Source organism: Sphingomonas sp. PP-CC-1A-547, from assembly GCF_003610375.1.
Classification (GTDB): Bacteria; Pseudomonadota; Alphaproteobacteria; order Sphingomonadales; family Sphingomonadaceae; genus Sphingomonas.
Genome location: NZ_RAPZ01000010.1, coordinates 556,073 through 575,614, shown reverse-complemented (window position 1 = coordinate 575,614; position 19,542 = coordinate 556,073). Strand labels below are relative to the sequence as shown.

Genomic DNA, 19,542 nt, shown 5'->3' with positions numbered 1-19,542 from the left:
TGTCTGCGCGGATAGGTTGCGTTCTATTTGAGCAGGATCAACGCCTTCGACAGCGTCATGTAGATCCCCCAGAGGATCGGCAGCCCGACTGCAAGCCACGCGAAGACGACGATCGGCGAGGTGCCGGTTGTCGCCACTGCCGTACCGCCGGCCACCGTGTCGACAGCGATGGGACGGTCGTCCGCCGCCATGTGGAACTTGGCCGCGACCGGCCGGACGAACAGGTTCGCGACAAACCCGGCGACGAGCATCGCCGCCAGCACGAGGAAGATCGGCGGATAGATATCGCTGCGAGGCACACCCGCCGCGATCGCTCGGTCACGCATGTTGGCTACGAGCAGCGGTCCGACCACGCCCGCGGTCGACCAGGCGGTCAGCAACCGGCCGTGGATCGCGCCGACATACTTGGTCCCGAACAGATCGGCGAGATACGCCGGCGCAGTCGCGAACCCGCCGCCGTACATCGAGGCGAGAATGCAGAAGACCAGGATGAACAGGCCCAGTGTGGTGCCAGCGAGTGCCGGTGCCGCGAAACCGTAGAGCACCGCGCCTGCCGCGAGGATCGTCGCGAACAGGGGTTTGCGCCCGATCCGATCGGACAGCCAGGCCCAGAAGAAGCGCCCGCCGATGTTGAACAGGCTGATCGCGCCGACGAACCCTGCGCCGACCGCGGCCGCCGCCTTCTTCTGGTCGTCGTCGAACGCGGTGAACAACACGCTCGGCGCGTCGATCAGGCGTCCGCCGAACAGCTCCTGCAACATCGGCGAGGCGATGCCGATGATCCCGATCGAGGCGGAGACGTTGAAGAACAGCACCAGCCACACCAGCCAGAATTGCGGCGTGCGGTGAGCGTCCGACAAGGCGACGTTGAAGCGACTGATCGATGCCTTTGCGCTGGTCGGCGCAGTCCAGCCTGCGGGCGCCCAACCCTCGGCAGGCACGCGGTAGCCGATCGCGCCGGCCATCATGAACACGAAATAAACGCAGGCGAGGACCAGGAACGTCTGCCAGACGCCGACGCCAGTCGGGCTAGCGAAATGCTTCATCAACAGGTCGGCGAGCGGTCCGCCGATCATCGCGCCGCCGCCAAAGCCCATGATCGCCATGCCGGTCGCCATCCCGCGCCGATCGGGAAACCATTTGATCAGCGTCGAGACGGGCGAGATATAGCCGAGCCCGAGCCCGATCCCGCCGATCACGCCCGACCCCAGCCAGATCAGCCAGAGCTGGTGCGTGGAAATGCCGATCGCGGCGATACCCATGCCGCCGCACCAGCAGAATGCGGCGACGACGCCGGCTTTCCGCGGGCCGGCGCGCTCGAGCCAGCCGCCCCAGATCGCGGCGGCGGCACCCAGCACGACGAAGAACAGCGTGTACGTCCAGACGAGGTCGCTGACCCGCCAGTCGCAGGTCGTGGTGGTCAGCGCGCCGAGCAGCGAGAGGTTCGGGCAGGCGACCGGATCCGTGATCCCGATCGCGCGCGACAGCGGCAACCAGAACACGCTGAACCCGTACGCCATGCCGATGCACAGGTGGATCGCGAGCGCGCAGGGGGGCACCAGCCAGCGGTTGAAACCCGGTGCGGCGACTGTCCGGGCCCGGCTGAGAAAGCCTTCCGTGCCCAGGTCTCTCGTGTCCGGCATGCAACCCCCTGTTTAGTTTTGTTTATGTGCTGGATGATGGGCGATCATGCGGCGAATGTCACCTCCAGTGTTTCGAACCCGTCGATCGTCGCGTGCACGATCTGTCCGCGCCGGATCGGGCCGACGCCGGCGGGGGTGCCGGTGAAGATCAGGTCGCCCGGCGCCAGTTCGACGAAGGTCGACAACGTCGCGATGATTTCGGGCACGCTCCAGATCATCATCGACAGGTCGCCGGACTGGCGTGTCTCGCCGTCGATCGCGAGCGCGATGCTGCCCTTGGTCGCGGGCACACCTAACGTGAGCGCGCCGACGGGGGCGGAGCGATCGAAGCCTTTCGCCATGTCCCACGGGCGCCCGGCCTTCTTTGCCGCCGCCTGGAGATCGCGGCGCGTCAGGTCGATGCCAACGCCTGCGCCGAAGATCGTCGCAGCGGCATACTCGACCGCGATATCCTTGCCGCCCGCGCCGAGCGCGATCACGAGTTCGACTTCGTGATGCAGGTCTTCTGTCTTGAGCGGGAAGGGGAGCGTGGTGGCGTTTGCGACAACCGCGTCGGCGGGCTTGGAAAAGAAGAACGGCTCCTGCCGGTCGGGATCGGAGCCCATCTCGCGGGCGTGGTCGGCATAGTTCTGGCCGACGCAGAAGATCCGGCGGACGGGGAAGCGGTCGGTCGTGCCGGCGATGGCGACTGTCGGCGCGGTGACGTGTGGGATGTGCATGATGGCTCCTTCGCCGTTCTCCTTCGGCCGCACGCGTTCGGTTTGCAACGCACTGGGTTTGCAACGGGAGCGGAACGTCTTTCCGCTCAAGCGGTTACGGCTAGGTACCCAGAGGAGATATCCCCCATGCCCAGCAAACAACCCGTCCGTTTCGATCCCTCGGTCGAAACGATCGCGCCCGACGAGCAGGAGACGCTGAAGACGCTGGAGGGGTCCTTCCAGGAAATTCTGGAGACGACGTCGCAGGATTATGGTCATGCGGTACGCTCGGTCCATGCCAAGGCTCACGGCATCGCGCGCGGGACGTTCACGGTAGCCGACAACCTCCCCGCCGAACTCGCCCAGGGCATTTTCGCCCGGCCGGGTACGCATGAAGCGGTGATCCGCATCTCTACCAACGCCGGCGACATCCTCGACGACAGCATCAGCCTGCCACGTGGCCTAGCGCTCAAGATCCTGGACGTTGAAGGCGCACGCCTGCCGGGCTCGGAAGGCGACACGACGCAGGACTTCATCATGGTCAACGGCCCGGCCTTCTCGGCGCCCGACGCCAAGGCGTTCTCGAAGAACCTCAAGTTGCTGGCCAAGACGACCGACCGGTTCGAGGGCGTGAAGAAGGCGATGTCCGCTACGTTCCGCGTCGTCGAATCCGCGCTGGAAGCAGTCGGTGGCCAGTCCGCCACGTTGCAGACGCTCGGTGGTGCCAAGCCCGTCCACCCGCTCGGCGAGACCTATTATTCGCAAACGCCCTTTCGTCACGGCGACTATATCGCGAAGGTCGCACTGTTCCCGGTCTCGCCGGGCCTTACCCGGCTCACCGACGATACCGTCGATATCACCGCGCGCCCGGATGCGTTGCGCGAGGTCGTACGCGACGAGATGATCGAGCATGGCGGCACCTGGGAATTCCGCGTGCAGCTAAACACCGATCTCGAAAAAATGCCGATCGAGGATGCCTCGGCGGTGTGGGACGAGAAAGAGAGTCCGTTCGTGACCGTAGCGACGCTTGAAATTCCGCCGCAGCTTTCTTGGGAGCAGGGCGTCACCGATCATACCGACGATGCGCTGTCGTACAGCATCTGGCACGGCATCACTGCCCACCAGCCGCTCGGCGGCGTCAATCGCGCCCGCAACGAAACGTACAAGCAGTCGGCGAACTTCCGTGGCAAGTTCAACGGCTGCCCGATGCACGAGCCGACGAAGCTGTCCGAAATTGCCTGAGGCCCGCACGCTGAAACTGTTCCACGTCAGCGACGTACATTTCGGCGCGGAGGACCCGGCGGCAATCGCCTGGTTTTCCGAGCGTGTCGCCGAGGAGAAGCCGGACGCGGTCATCATGACCGGCGACCTGACGATGCGCGCCACCAAGGACGAGTTCCAGCAGGGCGGCGACTGGCTGCGTTCGCTCGGCGTGCCGGTGACGCTGGAAGTCGGCAATCATGACATCCCCTATTATTGGGACCCGTTCCGCCGGCTGCTCGCGCCGTACCAGCGCTACGCGGCCGTCGAGCAGATGATTGAGAAGCCGTTGGAGCTTCCCGGCGTCACCGTCGTCCCGCTGAAGACGACGGCGCGAGCGCAGTGGAGGTGGAACTGGTCGAAGGGGCGTGTGAGCCCCGGTTCGCTCAAGCGCGCGCTGGCAATGATCGCGGACGTGCCGAAGGGCAATCTGATCTTCATCGGCGCGCATCATCCGCTGATCGAGGGCGGCACCACCGGAACCGCCAAGACGCGTAACGGCGACGAGGCCCTGACCGCGCTGGCCGAGGCGGGCGCGCACGCGGTGTTGTCGGGTCACGTCCACGACCCGTTCGACGTCCCCGTCGAGCGCGCAGGCCGGATCATCCGCATGATCGGTGCCGGCACGCTGTCGAAACGCACGCGCGGCAGTCCCCCGGCGTTCAACGAGATCCGCGTCGAGGGTGGGCAGTTCGAGACGCTTGCACGGACGTTGTCCCCCGAGGCCAAGCACTCCATCACGAGTGAGATCTGACTGAGGCTCCGATCCTCCCCCGCCAGGGGGAGGTGGCTGGCGCTTGCCAGACGGAGGGGGCGGTAAGCGCCGACCGCTGTTCCGTGTCCTCCCCCTCCGTCACCTTTGGTGCCACCTCCCCCTGGCGGGGAGGATCAGAAGCTTACCTAGTCCGGCGCTCTCCCGGAATTGAACTCGATATCGATCTCGACCCAGCCGCCGAGGATCTGCTTCCCACCCACCCGCGGCGGCCGAACCCGGAACTGCCACGCGGCCTGCCGCATCGCCCGCGCCAGCCCCGAGCCGACCGGCGACTCGCTCAGCGCACGGCAGTTTTCGACCTGGTAATTCGCGATCATCCGGCACGCGATCTTCGCCCAGCTGTTCGGCGGCGGGGCGCTCTTCAGGTAACCGTTGAGTTCGGCGTCGGTCGGTCGGCGATACCATTCGACCTTGTACAGCCGCTCGCCACCCGGGCCTTCGCCGGGGCCATAGGCGGACCCGCTGTCCTTGCCCTTGCCCGCCCCGCTGCCACCGTCACCGCCGGCAAGCTGATCGTCGGGATGCGACGGCATTTTCGAGATATCGGCCGCATCGAACATTTCCATCCCGCCGAGCATCTTGATCGGCAGCGGTGGTGGCGACTTCGGCGGGGCAGGAGGCGCCTGTGCCGCGGGGACCCTGGGTGCGGCACGCTGCGGCGAACCGCCGCTCGCACGCTTTTGCCTGGTCGGCGACGGCGTGCGCTTTTCGGGCGTGGGGGCAGTCTGATCCGGGGCAATCTGGAACGTGACCGGCTCGCGCCGCTCCTCGGGCTTCGAGGTAACCGAGGGCGCCAGTCGCAACAGCAGCAGGAGAATAAGGACATGCGCGATGACGGTCAGTACGAACGCGCCGCTCCGCCGACGGGTCGAACCGCGCGTCTCGATCGACGAAGGATGGTACGCCGACCGCATCGGCAGTCCGCCTAGCCCCGCCAAGGCGCGACGGCAACGCCCGGCGTCGATGATCTTTTTGTCACCATGATCCCTGAAAACTGTCGACCAAGTCAGCCGCGCTCAACGACGAGCGCTGCGATCGCGTCCGCAGCAGCCTCTGCGCCGTTCTCCAGCGCAACCTGCGCGCCGACCTGCGCGGCCTTCTCGCGCATTTGGTCGGTCAGGATGGCGGTGATCGCGGCACCAGCACGCGCGGTCGTGAAGTGTTTCGACGACAGCGTCTTGCCGACGCCGATCGATTGAATGCGGTGCCCGTTGTCGTATCGCCCATGTGCGGGACGACGAGTTGCGGTTTGCCGGCGCGTAGCGCTTGCCCGGTCGAGCCCGCGCCGCCGTGATGGACGATCGCGCAGGCTAGCGGGAACAGCAGCGAGTGCGGCGCATAGCGGCAGACATGGACGTGTTCGCTCGCTGCTGCCAGATCGTCGCTACCGGTCAGCAGTACCGCGCGCAGCCCGAGCGTTCGCGCGGTCGAGGCTGCAGCGTTGTAGAAGTCGCCAGGCGCAAACGTCGCAAAGGATCCCAGTGTGAAGACCAGCGGCGGTGGACCGGCGGAAGGAACGTCTCGAGCGCGGGATCGAGTGTTTCGGGGGCGCCGGTATCGCTGTCGAAGATCGCAAAGCCAGTGACGCGCGCATTGTCGGGGAGGTCAGGCTGGCGCGGCGCGATGGCCGGCGAATAGCAGCACAAGGTCAGGTCGGCGCTCGCGGGCGTCTCGAGCAGCAACGCCTGGCGTGACGGCGGCAGGCCGGTTGTCTTGCGAACCGCATCGACGGGGCGTCCATACCGATGTCGCAGGACGCCGCGCATGATCCGGTACACCGACCGGTTCCAGGCACGACCGATCGGCCCGGTAGGTGCGTGGGCCATCATCGCGAAGTCGGGCGTGCGGGGGCGCGCATAGGCGGAGAACGTCGCCATCGGCTGGAGCAGAACGTTGACCAGCGGCACGCCCCGCGCTTCCGCGACGATCGGCGCGGCGAACACGAACAGTGAGGCGACCAGCGCGACTGCCCCCTCAATCGCGTCGTCGAGCGCCGTCGTGCTGTCGGCCAGCCACGGCATCAGGATTCGGTTTATCAGATAGGTCTGATCCGACATGATCCGCTTTGCGACCTGGTCGGGCGGCATGCCCAACGTCTCGGTCAGCGCGTCGAACCCACCGACGATAGCGACGCCGGTGAGGCCTGCGGCTTCGACCTTGGCGACGTGATCGGCAGGTACCGCCATCACGACCGCGAACCCTCTAGCCTTCAGCGCAAGGCCAATCGCGATGAAGGGATGCAGGTCGCCGAGCGAGCCGATCGTGGCGAGGACGATCTTTCGCATCGGCTCTGTGTTGTCCTTCCCGGCCGCTAATTTCGACAGCACCCGCCGCAGCCGTACAGCGGGAATGCGACTGCTTTGTTGCGGAGAAATTGTCGATGCCGTGGTGCACGGCATGAAGCCACGCGCGCTAGGGGGGCCGATCTACTGTCAGCGCGGACCGCCAGATCGGCATTTTCCCCGTCATGCCGGACAAGTTGCGGCGTCCACGGAGCGCAAATCGAAAGACGTGTCTTGTAGAACGGGGGACGCCGGATCGCGTCAATATCCCTCTTGAGTAGGGCGACTTGCAATTTGACGGCGGCACACTCTTGTTCTCCCGCGAAGGCGGGAGCCCAGTCTGGATCCCCGCCTTCGCGGGGAAACAGCTTGCCTGACAGCTGTACCCATCGATCTCGCCTGAGCCGACCGGGTTTAGATTAAGCTCTGCAAAACTCCGAAGGTCGATCAGCCCTTCTCTGCATTTGCGCCCTAAAACCAAAAGGCCGCCGCCCGGTATCCCGGACGGCGGCCTTTTCCTTAGTCAGCGCCGAGGCGTCTGAAGAAACCGATTACTCGGCTTCGTTCAGATACTCGCCGGCATCCGCATCGGTGCCGGTGCCCGAGGTGACGACCGCTGCGAGCGGATCCTCGCCTGCGCCGCCTGCATCGCGCGGCGAACGTGCCAGTTCGGCAGCGTGCTCGTCTGCAGCCGACATCGGTGCCACGATCGACACCTCCGCCATCTTGCGCTGCTGGACGCGCATCGCGGCATCGCGGCTGTTGGCCACGACACGCAGGCGGTTGAGGCCTGCACCGGTGCCTGCCGGGATGAGCCGGCCGACGATCACGTTCTCCTTCAGGCCCATCAGCATGTCCTGCTTACCCTGGACCGCTGCCTCGGTGAGGACGCGGGTGGTCTCCTGGAATGATGCCGCCGAGATGAAGCTGCGGGTCTGCAGCGACGCCTTGGTGATGCCGAGCAGGATAGGCTTGCCCTGTGCGCGGGTCTGCTTCTTCTCGAGCTTCTCGTTGGTCGCGTCCATTTCCTCGCGATCGACCTGCTCGCCCTTCAGCAGCGTGGTGTCGCCGCCGTCGGTGATCTCGACCTTCTGCAGCATCTGACGAACGATCGTCTCGATGTGCTTGTCGTTGATCTTCACGCCCTGGAGACGATAGACCTCCTGGATTTCCGACACGAGATACTCGGCGAGGGGTTCGATGCCCATCGTCTCGAGGATGTCGTGCGGATCGGGCGAGCCGCCGATCAGGTTATCGCCGCGCTTGACGTAATCGCCTTCCTGAACGTCGATGACCTTCGACTTCGGCACCAGATACTCGACGACGTCGCCGCCATCCTCGGGCTGGATGCCGATCTTGCGCTTCGCCTTGTAGTCCTTGCCGAACACGACGCGGCCCGAGATCTTGGCGATGATCGCCGAGTCCTTGGGGATACGTGCCTCGAACAGCTCGGCAACACGCGGCAGACCACCGGTGATGTCGCGCGTCTTGGCGCTTTCGCGGCTGACGCGGGCCACGACGTCGCCGCCGAACACCTGTGCGCCATCCTCGACCGACAGCGTCGCGCCGATCGCCAGCATGTAGCGGCCGGTCTCGCCCGACGTCTCGTCGAGCAGGGTCATGCGCGGACGCAGATCCTCCTTCGACTTGGTCGCCGCACGATATTCGATCACGACGCGCTGGGCGATGCCCGTGGCTTCGTCGGTCTGCTCGGTGAGCGTCTTGCCCTCGATCAGGTCGACATACTTGATCGTGCCCGGGTTCTCCGTGATCACCGGCATGGTGAACGGATCCCACTCGGCCATCCGATCGCCGCGCGACACGATGTGACCATCGTCGAACAGCACGTACGCACCGTACGGGATGCGATCGACCGAGAGCTCGCGGCCGTCCATGTCGACGATCGCGATTTCGCCCGAGCGGCTGAGCACCACGCGACGGCCACGCTGGTCGACGATGATACGCAGATCGCGGAACTGCACCGTACCGTCGGCATGCGCCTCAAGGTTCGACGTTTCGTTGAGCTGCGCCGCACCACCGATGTGGAACGTACGCATCGTCAGCTGCGTGCCCGGCTCACCGATCGACTGCGCGGCGATGACGCCGACAGCTTCACCGATGTTGACCGGCGTACCGCGGGCGAGATCGCGCCCGTAGCACTTGCCGCAGACGCCGATCTTCGATTCGCAGACCAGCGGGCTGCGGATCTTGCACGACTGCGTACCCAGGCCCTCGATCGTCGTGATCATCGGCTCGTCGAGCAGCGTGCCCGACGGGATGACGACCTTGCCGGTCTTCGGATCGACGATGTCTTCCGCGGTCGTACGACCGAGGATGCGCTCGCCGAGGCTTGCGATGGTCGAACCACCCTGGAGAATGGCCTTCATCTCCAGCGCGCGGGTCGTGCCGCAATCCGGTTCGATGATGACGCAGTCCTGCGACACGTCGACCAGACGACGCGTCAGGTAGCCCGAGTTCGCCGTCTTCAACGCCGTATCCGCGAGGCCCTTGCGAGCGCCGTGGGTCGAGTTGAAGTACTCAAGGACGGTCAGGCCCTCCTTGAAGTTCGAGATGATCGGCGTCTCGATGATTTCACCGGAAGGTTTCGCCATGAGGCCACGCATACCCGCAAGCTGCTTGATCTGCGCCTGCGAACCACGAGCACCCGAATGGGCCATCATGTAGATCGAGTTGATCGGCTTTTCACGGCCGGTCTCCTCGTCGACCTTCACCGCACGGATCTCGTCCATCATGGCGTTCGCGACCTGGTCACCGCAACGGCTCCAGGCGTCGATAACCTTGTTGTACTTCTCCTGCTGCGTGATCAAGCCGTCCTGATACTGCTGCTCGAAGTCCTTCACGAGTGCCTTGGTGTCGTCGACCAGACCAACCTTGGCGTCCGGAATGATCATGTCGTCCTTGCCGAACGAGATGCCGGCGCGGAACGCGTGACGGAAGCCGAGTGACATGATCGCGTCGGCGAACAGCACGGTCTCCTTCTGGCCGGTGTGACGATAGACCTCGTCGATCACGTCGCCCACGTCCTTCTTGGTGAGGAGGCGGTTGACGGTGTCGAACGGCACCTTGTGGCTGTGCGGCAGGCACTCGCCCAGCAGCATGCGGCCCGGGGTCGTCTCGTACCGCTTGAGGTACTGCTTGCCCTTCTCGTCGGTCTGCGGAACGCGGCTGATGACCTTGGTGTGCAGCGTGACCGCCTGAGCGTTCAACGCCTGGTGCACTTCGGCCATGTCACCGAGCAGCATCCCCTGGCCCGGCTCGTTCTCCTTCATCATCGACAGATAATAGAGACCGAGGACCATGTCCTGCGACGGAACGATGATCGGCTTGCCGTTGGCGGGCGACAGGATGTTGTTCGTCGACATCATCAACACGCGCGCTTCCAACTGCGCTTCGAGCGACAGCGGGACGTGCACGGCCATCTGATCGCCGTCGAAATCGGCGTTGAACGCGGAGCAGACCAGCGGGTGAAGCTGGATCGCCTTGCCCTCGATCAGAACCGGCTCGAACGCCTGGATGCCGAGACGGTGAAGCGTCGGCGCACGGTTCAGCATGACCGGGTGCTCGCGGATCACCTCGTCCAGGATATCCCAGACTTCCTTGCGCTCCTTCTCGACCCACTTCTTCGCCTGCTTCAGAGTCATCGACAGACCCTTCGCATCGAGACGGGCGTAGATGAACGGCTTGAACAGCTCGAGCGCCATCTTCTTCGGCAGGCCACACTGGTGCAGCTTCAGCTCAGGCCCGGTCACGATGACCGAACGACCCGAATAATCGACGCGCTTGCCGAGCAGATTCTGGCGGAAGCGGCCCTGCTTGCCCTTGAGCATGTCGGACAGCGACTTCAGCGGACGCTTGTTCGCACCCGTGATCGTCCGACCGCGGCGACCGTTGTCGAACAATGCGTCGACCGCCTCCTGGAGCATGCGCTTCTCGTTGCGGACGATGATGTCCGGCGCACGAAGCTCCATCAGGCGCTTCAGGCGGTTGTTGCGGTTGATCACGCGGCGATACAGATCGTTCAGATCCGACGTCGCGAAGCGACCACCGTCCAGCGGCACCAGCGGGCGCAGCTCGGGCGGGATGACCGGAACGACCTCGAGGATCATCCACTCGGGGCGGTTACCCGAATCGATGAAGCTCTCGACGACCTTCAGGCGCTTGATGATCTTCTTGGGCTTCAGCTCGGACTTGGTGACCGCAAGCTCTTCGAGCAGCGCGGTACGCTCGCCGACGAGATCGAGCGATTCGAGCATGATGCGGACCGCTTCGGCACCGATACCGGCCGAGAACGCGTCCTCGCCATACTGGTCCTGCGCGTCGAGGAGCTCGTCCTCGGTCATCAGCTGATACTTCTCGAGCGGGGTCAGGCCCGGCTCGATCACGATGTACGCCTCGAAGTACAGCACGCGCTCGAGCTGCTTCAGCTGCATGTCGAGCAGCAGGCCGATGCGCGACGGCAGCGACTTCAGGAACCAGATGTGCGCGACCGGGGCGGCGAGCTCGATATGGCCCATCCGCTCGCGGCGAACCTTCGAGACGGTAACCTCGACGCCGCACTTCTCGCAGACGATGCCCTTGTACTTCATGCGCTTGTACTTGCCGCACAGGCACTCGTAATCCTTGATCGGACCGAAGATGCGCGCGCAGAACAAGCCGTCACGCTCGGGCTTGAACGTGCGGTAGTTGATGGTTTCGGGCTTCTTGATCTCGCCGAACGACCACGAACGAATCTTGTCCGGGGACGCGATGCCGATCTGGATCTGGTCGAACGTCTCGGTCTTGGCGACCGGATTGGCGAAGGGGGTCATCTCGTTCATTTTATTCTCCATTCCCCTCCCGCATGGCGGGAGGGGCTAGGGGAGGGGATGTCGTAGCCTCTCGGGGTGGTGCCTGCGGGGACAGGCCCTCCCCCGACCCCTCCCGCAAGCGGGAGGGGAGGAGTTGAGGCTTACTCCGCCGCGATCTGGATGCCGTCGCTGTCGAAGCCGGGCTCCGACTGCTTCAGGTCCACATTCAGGCCGAGCGAGCGCATTTCCTTGACGAGCACGTTGAAGCTCTCCGGGATGCCGGCCTCGAACGTGTCGTCGCCCTTGACGATCGCCTCGTAGACCTTGGTGCGTCCGACCACGTCGTCCGACTTCACCGTCAGCATTTCCTGCAAGGTGTACGCCGCGCCGTAGGCCTGGAGTGCCCAGACCTCCATCTCGCCGAAGCGCTGCCCACCGAACTGCGCCTTACCACCCAGCGGCTGCTGCGTGACGAGCGAGTACGGCCCGATCGACCGTGCGTGGATCTTGTCGTCGACCAGATGGTGGAGCTTCAGCATGTAGATGTAGCCCACCGTCACCTTGCGATCGAACTGATCGCCGGTGCGGCCGTCGAACAGGTCCGACTGACCTGACGTGTCGAGGCCCGCCAGCGCCAGCATCGCCGACACATCGGCTTCGCGGGCACCATCGAACACCGGCGTCGCCATCGGCACGCCGCCCTTCAGGTTCTTGGCGAGCTCGACGATCTCGTCACCCGTGCGGGCGTCGATCTCGGCGTGATACTGCTCGCCGTACACCGTCTTGAGGCGATCGCGGACCGCCTCGGGCATCGCACCCGGCTTGGCGTCCGGATTCTCTTCGCGCCACGTCTCGAGAGCCGCAGTGATCGACTGACCCAGGCCACGTGCGGCCCAGCCCAGATGCGTCTCGAAGATCTGACCGACGTTCATACGCGACGGCACGCCCAGCGGGTTGAGCACGATATCGACCGGCGTACCGTCGGCGAGGAACGGCATGTCCTCCGCCGGCAGGATGCGGCTGATAACGCCCTTGTTGCCGTGACGGCCGGCCATCTTGTCGCCCGGCTGCAGCTTGCGCTTCACCGCCACGAACACCTTGACCATCTTCAGCACGCCCGGCGACAGCTCGTCACCACGCTCCAGCTTCTCGCGACGATCATGGAACTTGTCCGTGATCAGCTTGGCTGCATCGTCATACTGGATCTTGACCGCTTCCAGATCGCTCTGGACCTTGTCGTCGGCGACCGCGAACTTCCACCACTCGTGGCGGTCGACGCTGTCGAGCAAATCCATGTCGATCACGACGCCCTTCTTGACGCCCTTCGGCGCCGAGGTGGCGGTCTGGTCGAGCAGCATCTCGCGAAGACGCGACCAGGTCGCCCGGTTCAGGATCGAACGCTCGTCGTCCGAATCCTTCTTCAAGCGCTCGATCTCCTCGCGCTCGATCGCCATCGCGCGCTCGTCCTTGTCGATGCCGTGACGGTTGAAGACGCGAACGTCGACGACCGTACCCGACACGCCGGGCGGCAGGCGAAGCGACGTATCGCGCACGTCGCTGGCCTTCTCGCCGAAGATCGCGCGGAGAAGCTTCTCCTCCGGCGTCATCGGCGATTCACCCTTCGGCGTGATCTTGCCGGCGAGGATATCGCCCGGCTCGACCTCTGCACCGATGTAGACGATGCCCGCTTCGTCGAGGTTGCGAAGCGCTTCCTCGCCGACGTTCGGGATGTCGCGCGTGATGTCCTCAGGCCCAAGCTTCGTGTCACGAGCCATCACCTCGAACTCGTCGATATGGATCGACGTGAACACGTCGTCCTTCACGATCCGCTCGGAGATCAGGATCGAATCCTCGTAGTTGTAGCCGTTCCAAGGCATGAACGCGACGAGGCTGTTGCGACCCAGCGCCAGCTCGCCGAACTCGGTCGACGGACCGTCGGCGAGAACGTCGCCGGCACGGACCGCATCGCCTACCTTCACCAGCGGACGCTGGTTGATGCAGGTCGACTGGTTCGAGCGCTGGAACTTCATCAGCGTGTAGATGTCGACGCCCGACTTGCCGGCATCGATCTCGCCGGTCGCCCGGATCACGATACGCGCCGCGTCGACCTGGTCGACGATGCCCGCACGCTTTGCCGAGATCGCGGCGCCAGAGTCACGTGCCACGGTCTCTTCCATGCCGGTGCCGACGAACGGCGCCTCGGCCTGGACGAGCGGCACGGCCTGACGCTGCATGTTCGAGCCCATCAGCGCGCGGTTGGCGTCATCGTTTTCCAGGAACGGAATGAGCGATGCGGCAACCGAGACGAGCTGCTTGGGGCTGACATCCATCAACGTGATGTTGTCCGGCAGCGCCATCAGGAATTCGCCAGCCTGACGCGACGACACCAGCTCCTCGACGAAGCCGTTCGACGAATCGAGCTCGGCGTTGGCCTGCGCGATCGTGTGCTTGGCCTCTTCCATCGCCGACAGGTAGACGACGTCGTCGGTGACCTTGTGGTCGACGACCTTGCGGTACGGGGTCTCGATGAAGCCGTACTTGTTCACCCGCGAGAAGCTGGCGAGCGAGTTGATCAGGCCGATGTTCGGGCCTTCCGGCGTCTCGATCGGGCAGATGCGGCCATAGTGCGTCGGGTGAACGTCGCGGACTTCGAAGCCGGCGCGCTCACGCGTCAGACCACCTGGTCCAAGTGCCGACACGCGACGCTTGTGGGTGACTTCCGACAGCGGGTTGGTCTGATCCATGAACTGCGACAGCTGCGAGGAGCCGAAGAATTCGCGGACCGCGGCAACCGCAGGCTTCGCGTTGATCAGGTCGTTCGGCATGACGGTCGAGACGTCGACCGACGACATGCGCTCCTTCACGGCGCGCTCCATGCGGAGCAGGCCGACGCGGTACTGGTTCTCGAGCAGCTCGCCGACCGAACGGACACGACGGTTGCCGAGGTTGTCGATATCGTCGATTTCGCCCTTGCCGTCCTTGAGGTTCACGAGCGTCTTGATGACCTCGAGAATGTCCTCGGTGCGCAGCGTCGTCACGGTGTCTTCGACGTCGAGGTCGAGACGCATGTTGAGCTTCACGCGGCCGACGGCCGACAGGTCGTAGCGATCCGGATCGAAGAACAGACCCGAGAACAGTGCCTCGGCGGTCTCCAGCGTCGGCGGCTCGCCGGGGCGCATCACGCGGTAGATGTCGCTAAGGGCCTGCTCGCGCTCCTCGGCCTTGTCGACCTTGAGCGTGTTGCGGATCCAAGGACCGGTCGCGACGTGATCGATGTCGAGCAGGTCGAGACGCTCGATGCCTGCCTGGTCGAGCAGTTCGAGGTTCTCGGACGTAACTTCGTCACCGGCTTCGATGTAGATGCGGCCGGTCGACTCGTCGATCAGGTCGTATGCGGAATAGCGGCCGAAGATTTCCTCGGTGGGGATCAGCAGGTCGGTCAGGCCGTCCTTGAACGCCTTGTTCGCAGCGCGGGGGCTGATCTTCTGGCCGTTCGGGAACACGACTTCGCCGGTCTTGGCATCGACGATGTCGAACATCGGCTTCTGGCCACGCCAGTTCTCGACCTGGAACGGAACGATCCAGCCACCCTGACCGCGAACGAACGTCACGCGGTTGTAGAAATAGTTGAGGATCTCTTCCGACGTCATGCCGAGCGCGTACAGCAGCGCTGTGACGGGCAGCTTGCGCTTGCGATCGATGCGAACGTTGACGATGTCCTTCGCGTCGAACTCGAAATCGAGCCACGAACCGCGATATGGGATCACGCGCGCCGCGAACAGGTACTTGCCCGATGCGTGCGTCTTACCGCGATCGTGATCGAACAGGACGCCCGGCGAACGGTGCATCTGGCTGACGATGACGCGCTCGGTGCCGTTGATGAAGAACGTGCCGTTCTCGGTCATGAGCGGCATGTCGCCCATGTACACGTCCTGCTCCTTGATATCGATGACCGACTTGGCCTCGGTATCCGGATCGACCTCGAACGCAGTCAGGCGCAGCGTGACGCGCATCGGCGCGGCGTAGGTGATGCCGCGCTGGCGGCATTCCTCGACGTCGAACTTCGGCGGCTCAAGAACGTAGTCGTCGAAATCGAGATAGGCGGTGCCGGCGAAATCCTGGATCGGGAACACGCTGCGCAGCGTCTTCTCGAGACCCGAGACGTGGCCGATCGACTTGTCGGAGCGGAGGAACTGCTCGTAGCTCTCGCGCTGGACTTCGATCAGGTTCGGCATCTGCACGACTTCGTGGATGTTGCCGAAAACCTTGCGGATACGGCGCTTTGCAGTGCCGTGTTCGATCGCCTTGGAAGCCATAGGTTTTGTTTCGCCCTATAAAAACTGACGGATCAGTCGTAATTTCGTGCTTGGGAACCCCCGAGCGGGACGCACGTTCACGCAAAAAGGCCGCGCGCATCAGGTGCGGCGGCTCTCAGCGTATGAAACCTCGGTATCCAATACGATCGACACGCTGCGCGACGGCATGTCATTTCCCGGATGCTGTGGTGAGATGCGGATATAGGCGTGGCACGGCGTGATGTCAAAGGGGCCCGGGTCAAACGGTCGTTTCGACACGGTCGCACTGCCGGAAATACTATAGCTACTAGACGCTGGCCGACGCTATCTGCATCCCTGACACGATGTAACGCGTATTTCCAGTATCACCAGGTGGCCCTCGCAAGGAGTAGGCGGCGTCATGAACGACAGGATCGCAGTGCGGACAGTATCCGACCAGGATCGCGCGAACTGGACCAGGCTGATCGACGATCACGAGAAGATCGCCGGGCAGTGCGCTGACCTCGTCACCCTGTCGCGACAGCCCAGGACGCAAAGCGCGATCGCCTCGCGCAAGCTGATCGAACTTGCCGTTACAGTTGCCGACCACCTCGGCGTCGAGGACGAAGTCATCGATCGAACCGTCGTGGCGATGGAGGCGCATTGCTCGCCCGACACGATAGCGATGATGGAGGAGGATCTCGACATCCTACGCTCGGACTGGAAGGCGTTCATCGGCCGCTGGTTGCCGACGATCTCGCCCAACGACTGGGCTACGTTCGGCGGACAGGCGGAATCGATGCTCGATCGATTGTCGCATCAGGTGAAGCTGGAGACGGAACTGCTGTACGATCATGCGCTGCGTGATGGCGTCGTGCGCCCGGGTGGGCTGGTGCTGCACTGAGTTGCGGTAAGGGCGGCTAATGGGATGGTTGCCCACATTCCCCTAAACTACCACCCCGGCGAAGGCCGGGGCCCAATTGGTAAGGTGGTAGTAATGAAGCACCGCGCTACGTCATCGACGTCCCCCAATTGGGCCCCGGCCTTCGCCGGGGTGGTGCCGTCGCGGGCAATGTGCGTCGCTAGCGAAACGTTGACATCGCCTACCGCCGCTTCTTCTTCGAAGGCACGACCATCACCGGCGCCACCGGCACCGGCGGCTGAACCGTAACCTTCACCACCAACGGCAACACCCCCGGATCCGCCGGATACTCCCGCCGAGCCCGCGCAAACACGAACCGGGCCTTCGCCGCCCCAGGCGCACTCTCGCTCGCGCCGACCCAGCGCCAGTGCCACGGCTCCCACTTCACATGCTGCTTGTTCCCACCGGGAAAGCTCTGCTCGAACCCGAACCGCGGGGCGTTCAGCCGCAGCCAGCGCGCAGCAGGCGTAGCCGCCATGCATGCCTCCGCATCGGGACACCCGTTCGCCGGTCGCACAGCGAAATCCAGCGCATAGCCGGTGGAGTGCTCGCTATACCCCGGCGGGGCGACCGAGATCGCGCGGTCCGCCGGGCTGCTCGTCTCGCCGCGACAGAAGACGCTGCGTTGGCGCGCGATCGACCGTTGGCACGAGAGCGCGCGCAGTTGGCCCATCACCGAAGGATCGCCCTGAGCCGCCGCGAACAGCCGCAACAGGTCAGGCAATATGTCGGCGCGCACCATGCAAGGATTGCCCACCGAATACGCCGACGGCAGCGTGACCAGCTCGGTTTCGGGCGCATCGCCGTACGGCAAATGCCCGAACGCACGACCGTCCGGCGCGATCGCGGCGCTCTGTCCCTCGCACAATTGTGCTTCCGCGATCGTGGGGGCGAACAAGAGCGTGAGAGCCAGTGTGCGGTGCAACATCGACGCGGGCTCTGGCACGCAGGCGCTAATGATGGCAAGGGCGGCGGCATGCATGGTGAACGCGTACTCTTCCTCGACGGCGAGGCCCTGGTGATCGACAAGCCCGCAGGGCTGCCGGTCGATCCGCCCCGCGATGGCTCGCTGAGCCTCGAAAATCATCTCGAAAGCCTGAAGTTCGGCTTCCAGCGCTGGCCGAAGGCGGTGCACCGGCTCGACCGCGACACGAGCGGTTGCCTGCTCCTGTCGCGCAACCCGAAGGCGCATGCCCGGTTGCAGCAGGCATTCGAGCAGGGCCTCGTCTCGAAGCGCTACGTCGCGCTGCTCGACGGCGTGGTCGAGGGGACGTCCGGCCTGATCGAGATGGCGCTCGGCAAGGTGAGCACCGCCGAGACCGGCTGGCGGATGGTCGAGGACCCGAACGGCAAGAAGTCACGCACCAACTGGCGCGTGCTGGAAATCAAGGACGGCCGCTCGCTGGTCGAGTTCCTGCCCGAGACCGGCCGCACGCACCAGATTCGCGTGCATGCTGCGAGCGGCCTCGGTGCGCCGGTGGTCGGCGACGGCGTGTACGGCAAGGCGGACGGGCTCGGCATGATGCTCCACGCTCAGCGGCTGATCGTCCCGCGCCCGGGCAAGCCCGACGTGCTCGCCGAAGCGCCGCTCCCCGAGCGGTTCGCCAAGGCAGGTTTTGCCGACGAGGCGGCTCCGGTTACCAACGTCGCTCCGGCTGCCGATGCGGCAACGACGCCCGACTCCGCCGACGACTGAGCGGGCTGAGGGCACGGGCTAATGGTCGCGATCCCGATCACCCGATCGATCTCGATCGATGACAGCGAACTGATCGAGAGCACGACGCGCTCGGGCGGTCCCGGCGGTCAGCACGTCAACACCACCGACAGCGCGGTGATCCTGCGCTTCGACGTCGGCCTCTCGCCCGGCCTGCCGCTGGCGGTGAAGAATCGCATCGCCGTGCTGGCCGGATCGCGCCTCACGCGCGACGGCGTCCTCGTTCTGCGCAGCGAGGGATCGCGGTCGCAATTGCTCAACCGCCAGGAAGTCCGCGAACGCCTCGTCGCGCTGATCAAGGAAGCGACGATCGTCCCGAAAGCACGCCGTGCGACCAAGCCGTCCAAGGCGGCGAAGGCAAGGCGGGTCGATACGAAGAAAGTGCGGAGCGGGGTCAAGGCGGGGCGGGGCAAGGTCCGTGACGATTGAGCGCGCCATGCCTATGGGCGTCTCGTTAACCTCGCAATCCTCCCCCGCCAGGGGGGGGTGGCCGGCGCTAGCCAGACGGAGGGGGAGGCACGCGATGTCGGATGTTCCGTGTCCTCCCCCTCCGTCGCCTGCGGCGCCACCTCCCCCTGGCGGGGGAGGATCGCCACATTGCCGCTGCGTCACCCCAGCTTTTGCTGAGTGACGGATTTGGGGGAGCGTTAGCTGCCTCTCAATCAAGGAAGACACCATGTACCAGTTCGATATCGCCGCCGGCACCAAGGCCGATCTCTACCGCGACCTCCTCGCCGCACTCGACGCGCTGACGACGGACGAGACCGACCCGATCGCCAACATGGCCAACGCCGCCGCGCTCGTGTGGGAGTATCTCCCGGATCTCAACTGGGCGGGGTTCTATCGGCTGGTGGAAGGTGAGCTCGTGCTCGGCCCGTTTCAGGGCAAGGTCGCGTGCATCCGCATCCCGGTCGGCAAGGGCGTCTGCGGGGCCGCCGCCGCGACGCTGACGACGCAACTGGTCGAGGACGTCCATGCCTTCCCCGGCCACATCGCCTGCGATGCCGCGAGCCGCTCCGAACTGGTGGTGCCGGTGACGAAAGACGGCACACTGATCGCAGTGCTCGACCTCGACAGCCCCGAACCCGCGCGGTTCGATGCCGAGGACGCGGCAGGGTGCGAGGCGCTGGCGGCATTGCTCGCCGAGCGGCTGATCTAAGACCGGT

The 19,542-nt window shown here is 64.8% G+C and carries 14 protein-coding genes; 6 read left to right on the top strand and 8 right to left on the bottom strand.

The annotated features are described in order from the left end of the window. Positions 1-23: 23 nt before the first annotated feature. Complete coding sequence (locus tag C8J39_RS03380; protein ID WP_120299272.1) at positions 24-1,643, bottom strand: OFA family MFS transporter; 1,620 nt, start codon at positions 1,641-1,643, stop codon at positions 24-26. Between the two features lie 44 nt (positions 1,644-1,687). Continuing rightward, positions 1,688-2,362: a fumarylacetoacetate hydrolase family protein gene (locus C8J39_RS03375; protein ID WP_120299705.1), complete on the bottom strand. Its 675-nt coding sequence runs from the start codon at positions 2,360-2,362 to the stop codon at positions 1,688-1,690. A gap of 126 nt (positions 2,363-2,488) precedes the next feature. Between C8J39_RS03375 and C8J39_RS03370 the strand changes: the two genes are divergently transcribed. Both C8J39_RS03370 and C8J39_RS03365 read left to right on the top strand, forming a co-directional pair. Continuing rightward, the gene (locus tag C8J39_RS03370) at positions 2,489-3,583 is read left to right on the top strand and encodes a catalase family protein (protein WP_120299271.1); all 1,095 of its coding nucleotides are present in this window, start codon (positions 2,489-2,491) and stop codon (positions 3,581-3,583) included. Beyond that, positions 3,576-4,355, top strand: a complete 780-nt coding sequence (locus C8J39_RS03365; RefSeq protein WP_243649708.1) for a metallophosphoesterase — start codon at positions 3,576-3,578, stop codon at positions 4,353-4,355. Before C8J39_RS03370 ends, C8J39_RS03365 begins: the two co-directional genes overlap by 8 nt. Positions 4,356-4,501: 146 nt before the next feature. Here the strand turns inward: C8J39_RS03365 and C8J39_RS03360 are convergent, their stop codons facing one another. The 5 genes from C8J39_RS03360 to rpoB all read right to left on the bottom strand — a co-directional run bounded on the left by C8J39_RS03360 (position 4,502) and on the right by rpoB (position 15,782). Continuing rightward, positions 4,502-5,290 (bottom strand): hypothetical protein, encoded by a 789-nt coding sequence (locus tag C8J39_RS03360; RefSeq protein WP_120299270.1) that lies wholly within the window; start codon positions 5,288-5,290, stop codon positions 4,502-4,504. A gap of 202 nt (positions 5,291-5,492) precedes the next feature. Beyond that, entirely contained in the window at positions 5,493-5,699 is a 207-nt protein-coding gene (locus C8J39_RS19265; RefSeq protein ID WP_404969313.1) for a glycosyltransferase, read from the bottom strand. A 68-nt stretch (positions 5,700-5,767) separates the two neighbouring features. Continuing rightward, the gene (locus tag C8J39_RS03355) at positions 5,768-6,661 is read right to left on the bottom strand and encodes a glycosyltransferase (RefSeq protein WP_165895110.1); all 894 of its coding nucleotides are present in this window, start codon (positions 6,659-6,661) and stop codon (positions 5,768-5,770) included. 548 nt (positions 6,662-7,209) lie between these two features. After that, a complete protein-coding gene (gene rpoC / locus C8J39_RS03350; protein ID WP_107952646.1) occupies positions 7,210-11,496 on the bottom strand; it encodes a DNA-directed RNA polymerase subunit beta' in 4,287 nt (1,428 codons plus the stop codon). A gap of 131 nt (positions 11,497-11,627) precedes the next feature. Further along, positions 11,628-15,782, bottom strand: coding sequence for a DNA-directed RNA polymerase subunit beta (rpoB, locus tag C8J39_RS03345; protein ID WP_060526672.1), 4,155 nt, complete (start codon positions 15,780-15,782; stop codon positions 11,628-11,630). Between the two features lie 379 nt (positions 15,783-16,161). On the opposite strand from rpoB, the gene C8J39_RS03340 reads away from it, so the two are divergent. Continuing rightward, positions 16,162-16,644, top strand: a complete 483-nt coding sequence (locus C8J39_RS03340; protein WP_120299268.1) for a hemerythrin domain-containing protein — start codon at positions 16,162-16,164, stop codon at positions 16,642-16,644. A gap of 199 nt (positions 16,645-16,843) precedes the next feature. Here C8J39_RS03340 and C8J39_RS03335 read toward each other — a convergent pair whose 3' ends face one another. After that, positions 16,844-17,590 (bottom strand): M15 family metallopeptidase, encoded by a 747-nt coding sequence (locus tag C8J39_RS03335; protein ID WP_243649707.1) that lies wholly within the window; start codon positions 17,588-17,590, stop codon positions 16,844-16,846. Positions 17,591-17,638: 48 nt separating this feature from the next. On the opposite strand from C8J39_RS03335, the gene C8J39_RS03330 reads away from it, so the two are divergent. From C8J39_RS03330 to C8J39_RS03320, 3 genes are all read left to right on the top strand, one after another. After that, on the top strand, positions 17,639-18,358 hold the full coding sequence (locus C8J39_RS03330) for an RluA family pseudouridine synthase (protein ID WP_120299266.1): 720 nt from the start codon (positions 17,639-17,641) through the stop codon (positions 18,356-18,358). A 21-nt stretch (positions 18,359-18,379) separates the two neighbouring features. Beyond that, complete coding sequence (gene arfB / locus C8J39_RS03325; protein WP_093399511.1) at positions 18,380-18,805, top strand: alternative ribosome rescue aminoacyl-tRNA hydrolase ArfB; 426 nt, start codon at positions 18,380-18,382, stop codon at positions 18,803-18,805. A gap of 247 nt (positions 18,806-19,052) precedes the next feature. After that, positions 19,053-19,535: a GAF domain-containing protein gene (locus tag C8J39_RS03320; RefSeq protein ID WP_120299265.1), complete on the top strand. Its 483-nt coding sequence runs from the start codon at positions 19,053-19,055 to the stop codon at positions 19,533-19,535. Positions 19,536-19,542 lie beyond the last annotated feature (7 nt).

What these genes read in the sequence shown, in the direction of transcription:
- C8J39_RS03360 (WP_120299270.1), bottom strand. Translation starts at nt 5,290, where the DNA reads ATGCGGTCGGCGTACCATCCTTCGTCGATCGAGACGCGCGGTTCGACC.
- C8J39_RS03320 (WP_120299265.1), top strand. Translation starts at nt 19,053, where the DNA reads ATGTACCAGTTCGATATCGCCGCCGGCACCAAGGCCGATCTCTACCGC.
- C8J39_RS03340 (WP_120299268.1), top strand. Translation starts at nt 16,162, where the DNA reads ATGAACGACAGGATCGCAGTGCGGACAGTATCCGACCAGGATCGCGCG.
- C8J39_RS03370 (WP_120299271.1), top strand. Translation starts at nt 2,489, where the DNA reads ATGCCCAGCAAACAACCCGTCCGTTTCGATCCCTCGGTCGAAACGATC.
- C8J39_RS03355 (WP_165895110.1), bottom strand. Translation starts at nt 6,661, where the DNA reads ATGCGAAAGATCGTCCTCGCCACGATCGGCTCGCTCGGCGACCTGCAT.
- C8J39_RS03380 (WP_120299272.1), bottom strand. Translation starts at nt 1,643, where the DNA reads ATGCCGGACACGAGAGACCTGGGCACGGAAGGCTTTCTCAGCCGGGCC.
- rpoB (WP_060526672.1), bottom strand. Translation starts at nt 15,782, where the DNA reads ATGGCTTCCAAGGCGATCGAACACGGCACTGCAAAGCGCCGTATCCGC.
- C8J39_RS03375 (WP_120299705.1), bottom strand. Translation starts at nt 2,362, where the DNA reads ATGCACATCCCACACGTCACCGCGCCGACAGTCGCCATCGCCGGCACG.
- arfB (WP_093399511.1), top strand. Translation starts at nt 18,380, where the DNA reads ATGGTCGCGATCCCGATCACCCGATCGATCTCGATCGATGACAGCGAA.
- rpoC (WP_107952646.1), bottom strand. Translation starts at nt 11,496, where the DNA reads ATGAACGAGATGACCCCCTTCGCCAATCCGGTCGCCAAGACCGAGACG.
- C8J39_RS03330 (WP_120299266.1), top strand. Translation starts at nt 17,639, where the DNA reads ATGCATGGTGAACGCGTACTCTTCCTCGACGGCGAGGCCCTGGTGATC.
- C8J39_RS03335 (WP_243649707.1), bottom strand. Translation starts at nt 17,590, where the DNA reads ATGTTGCACCGCACACTGGCTCTCACGCTCTTGTTCGCCCCCACGATC.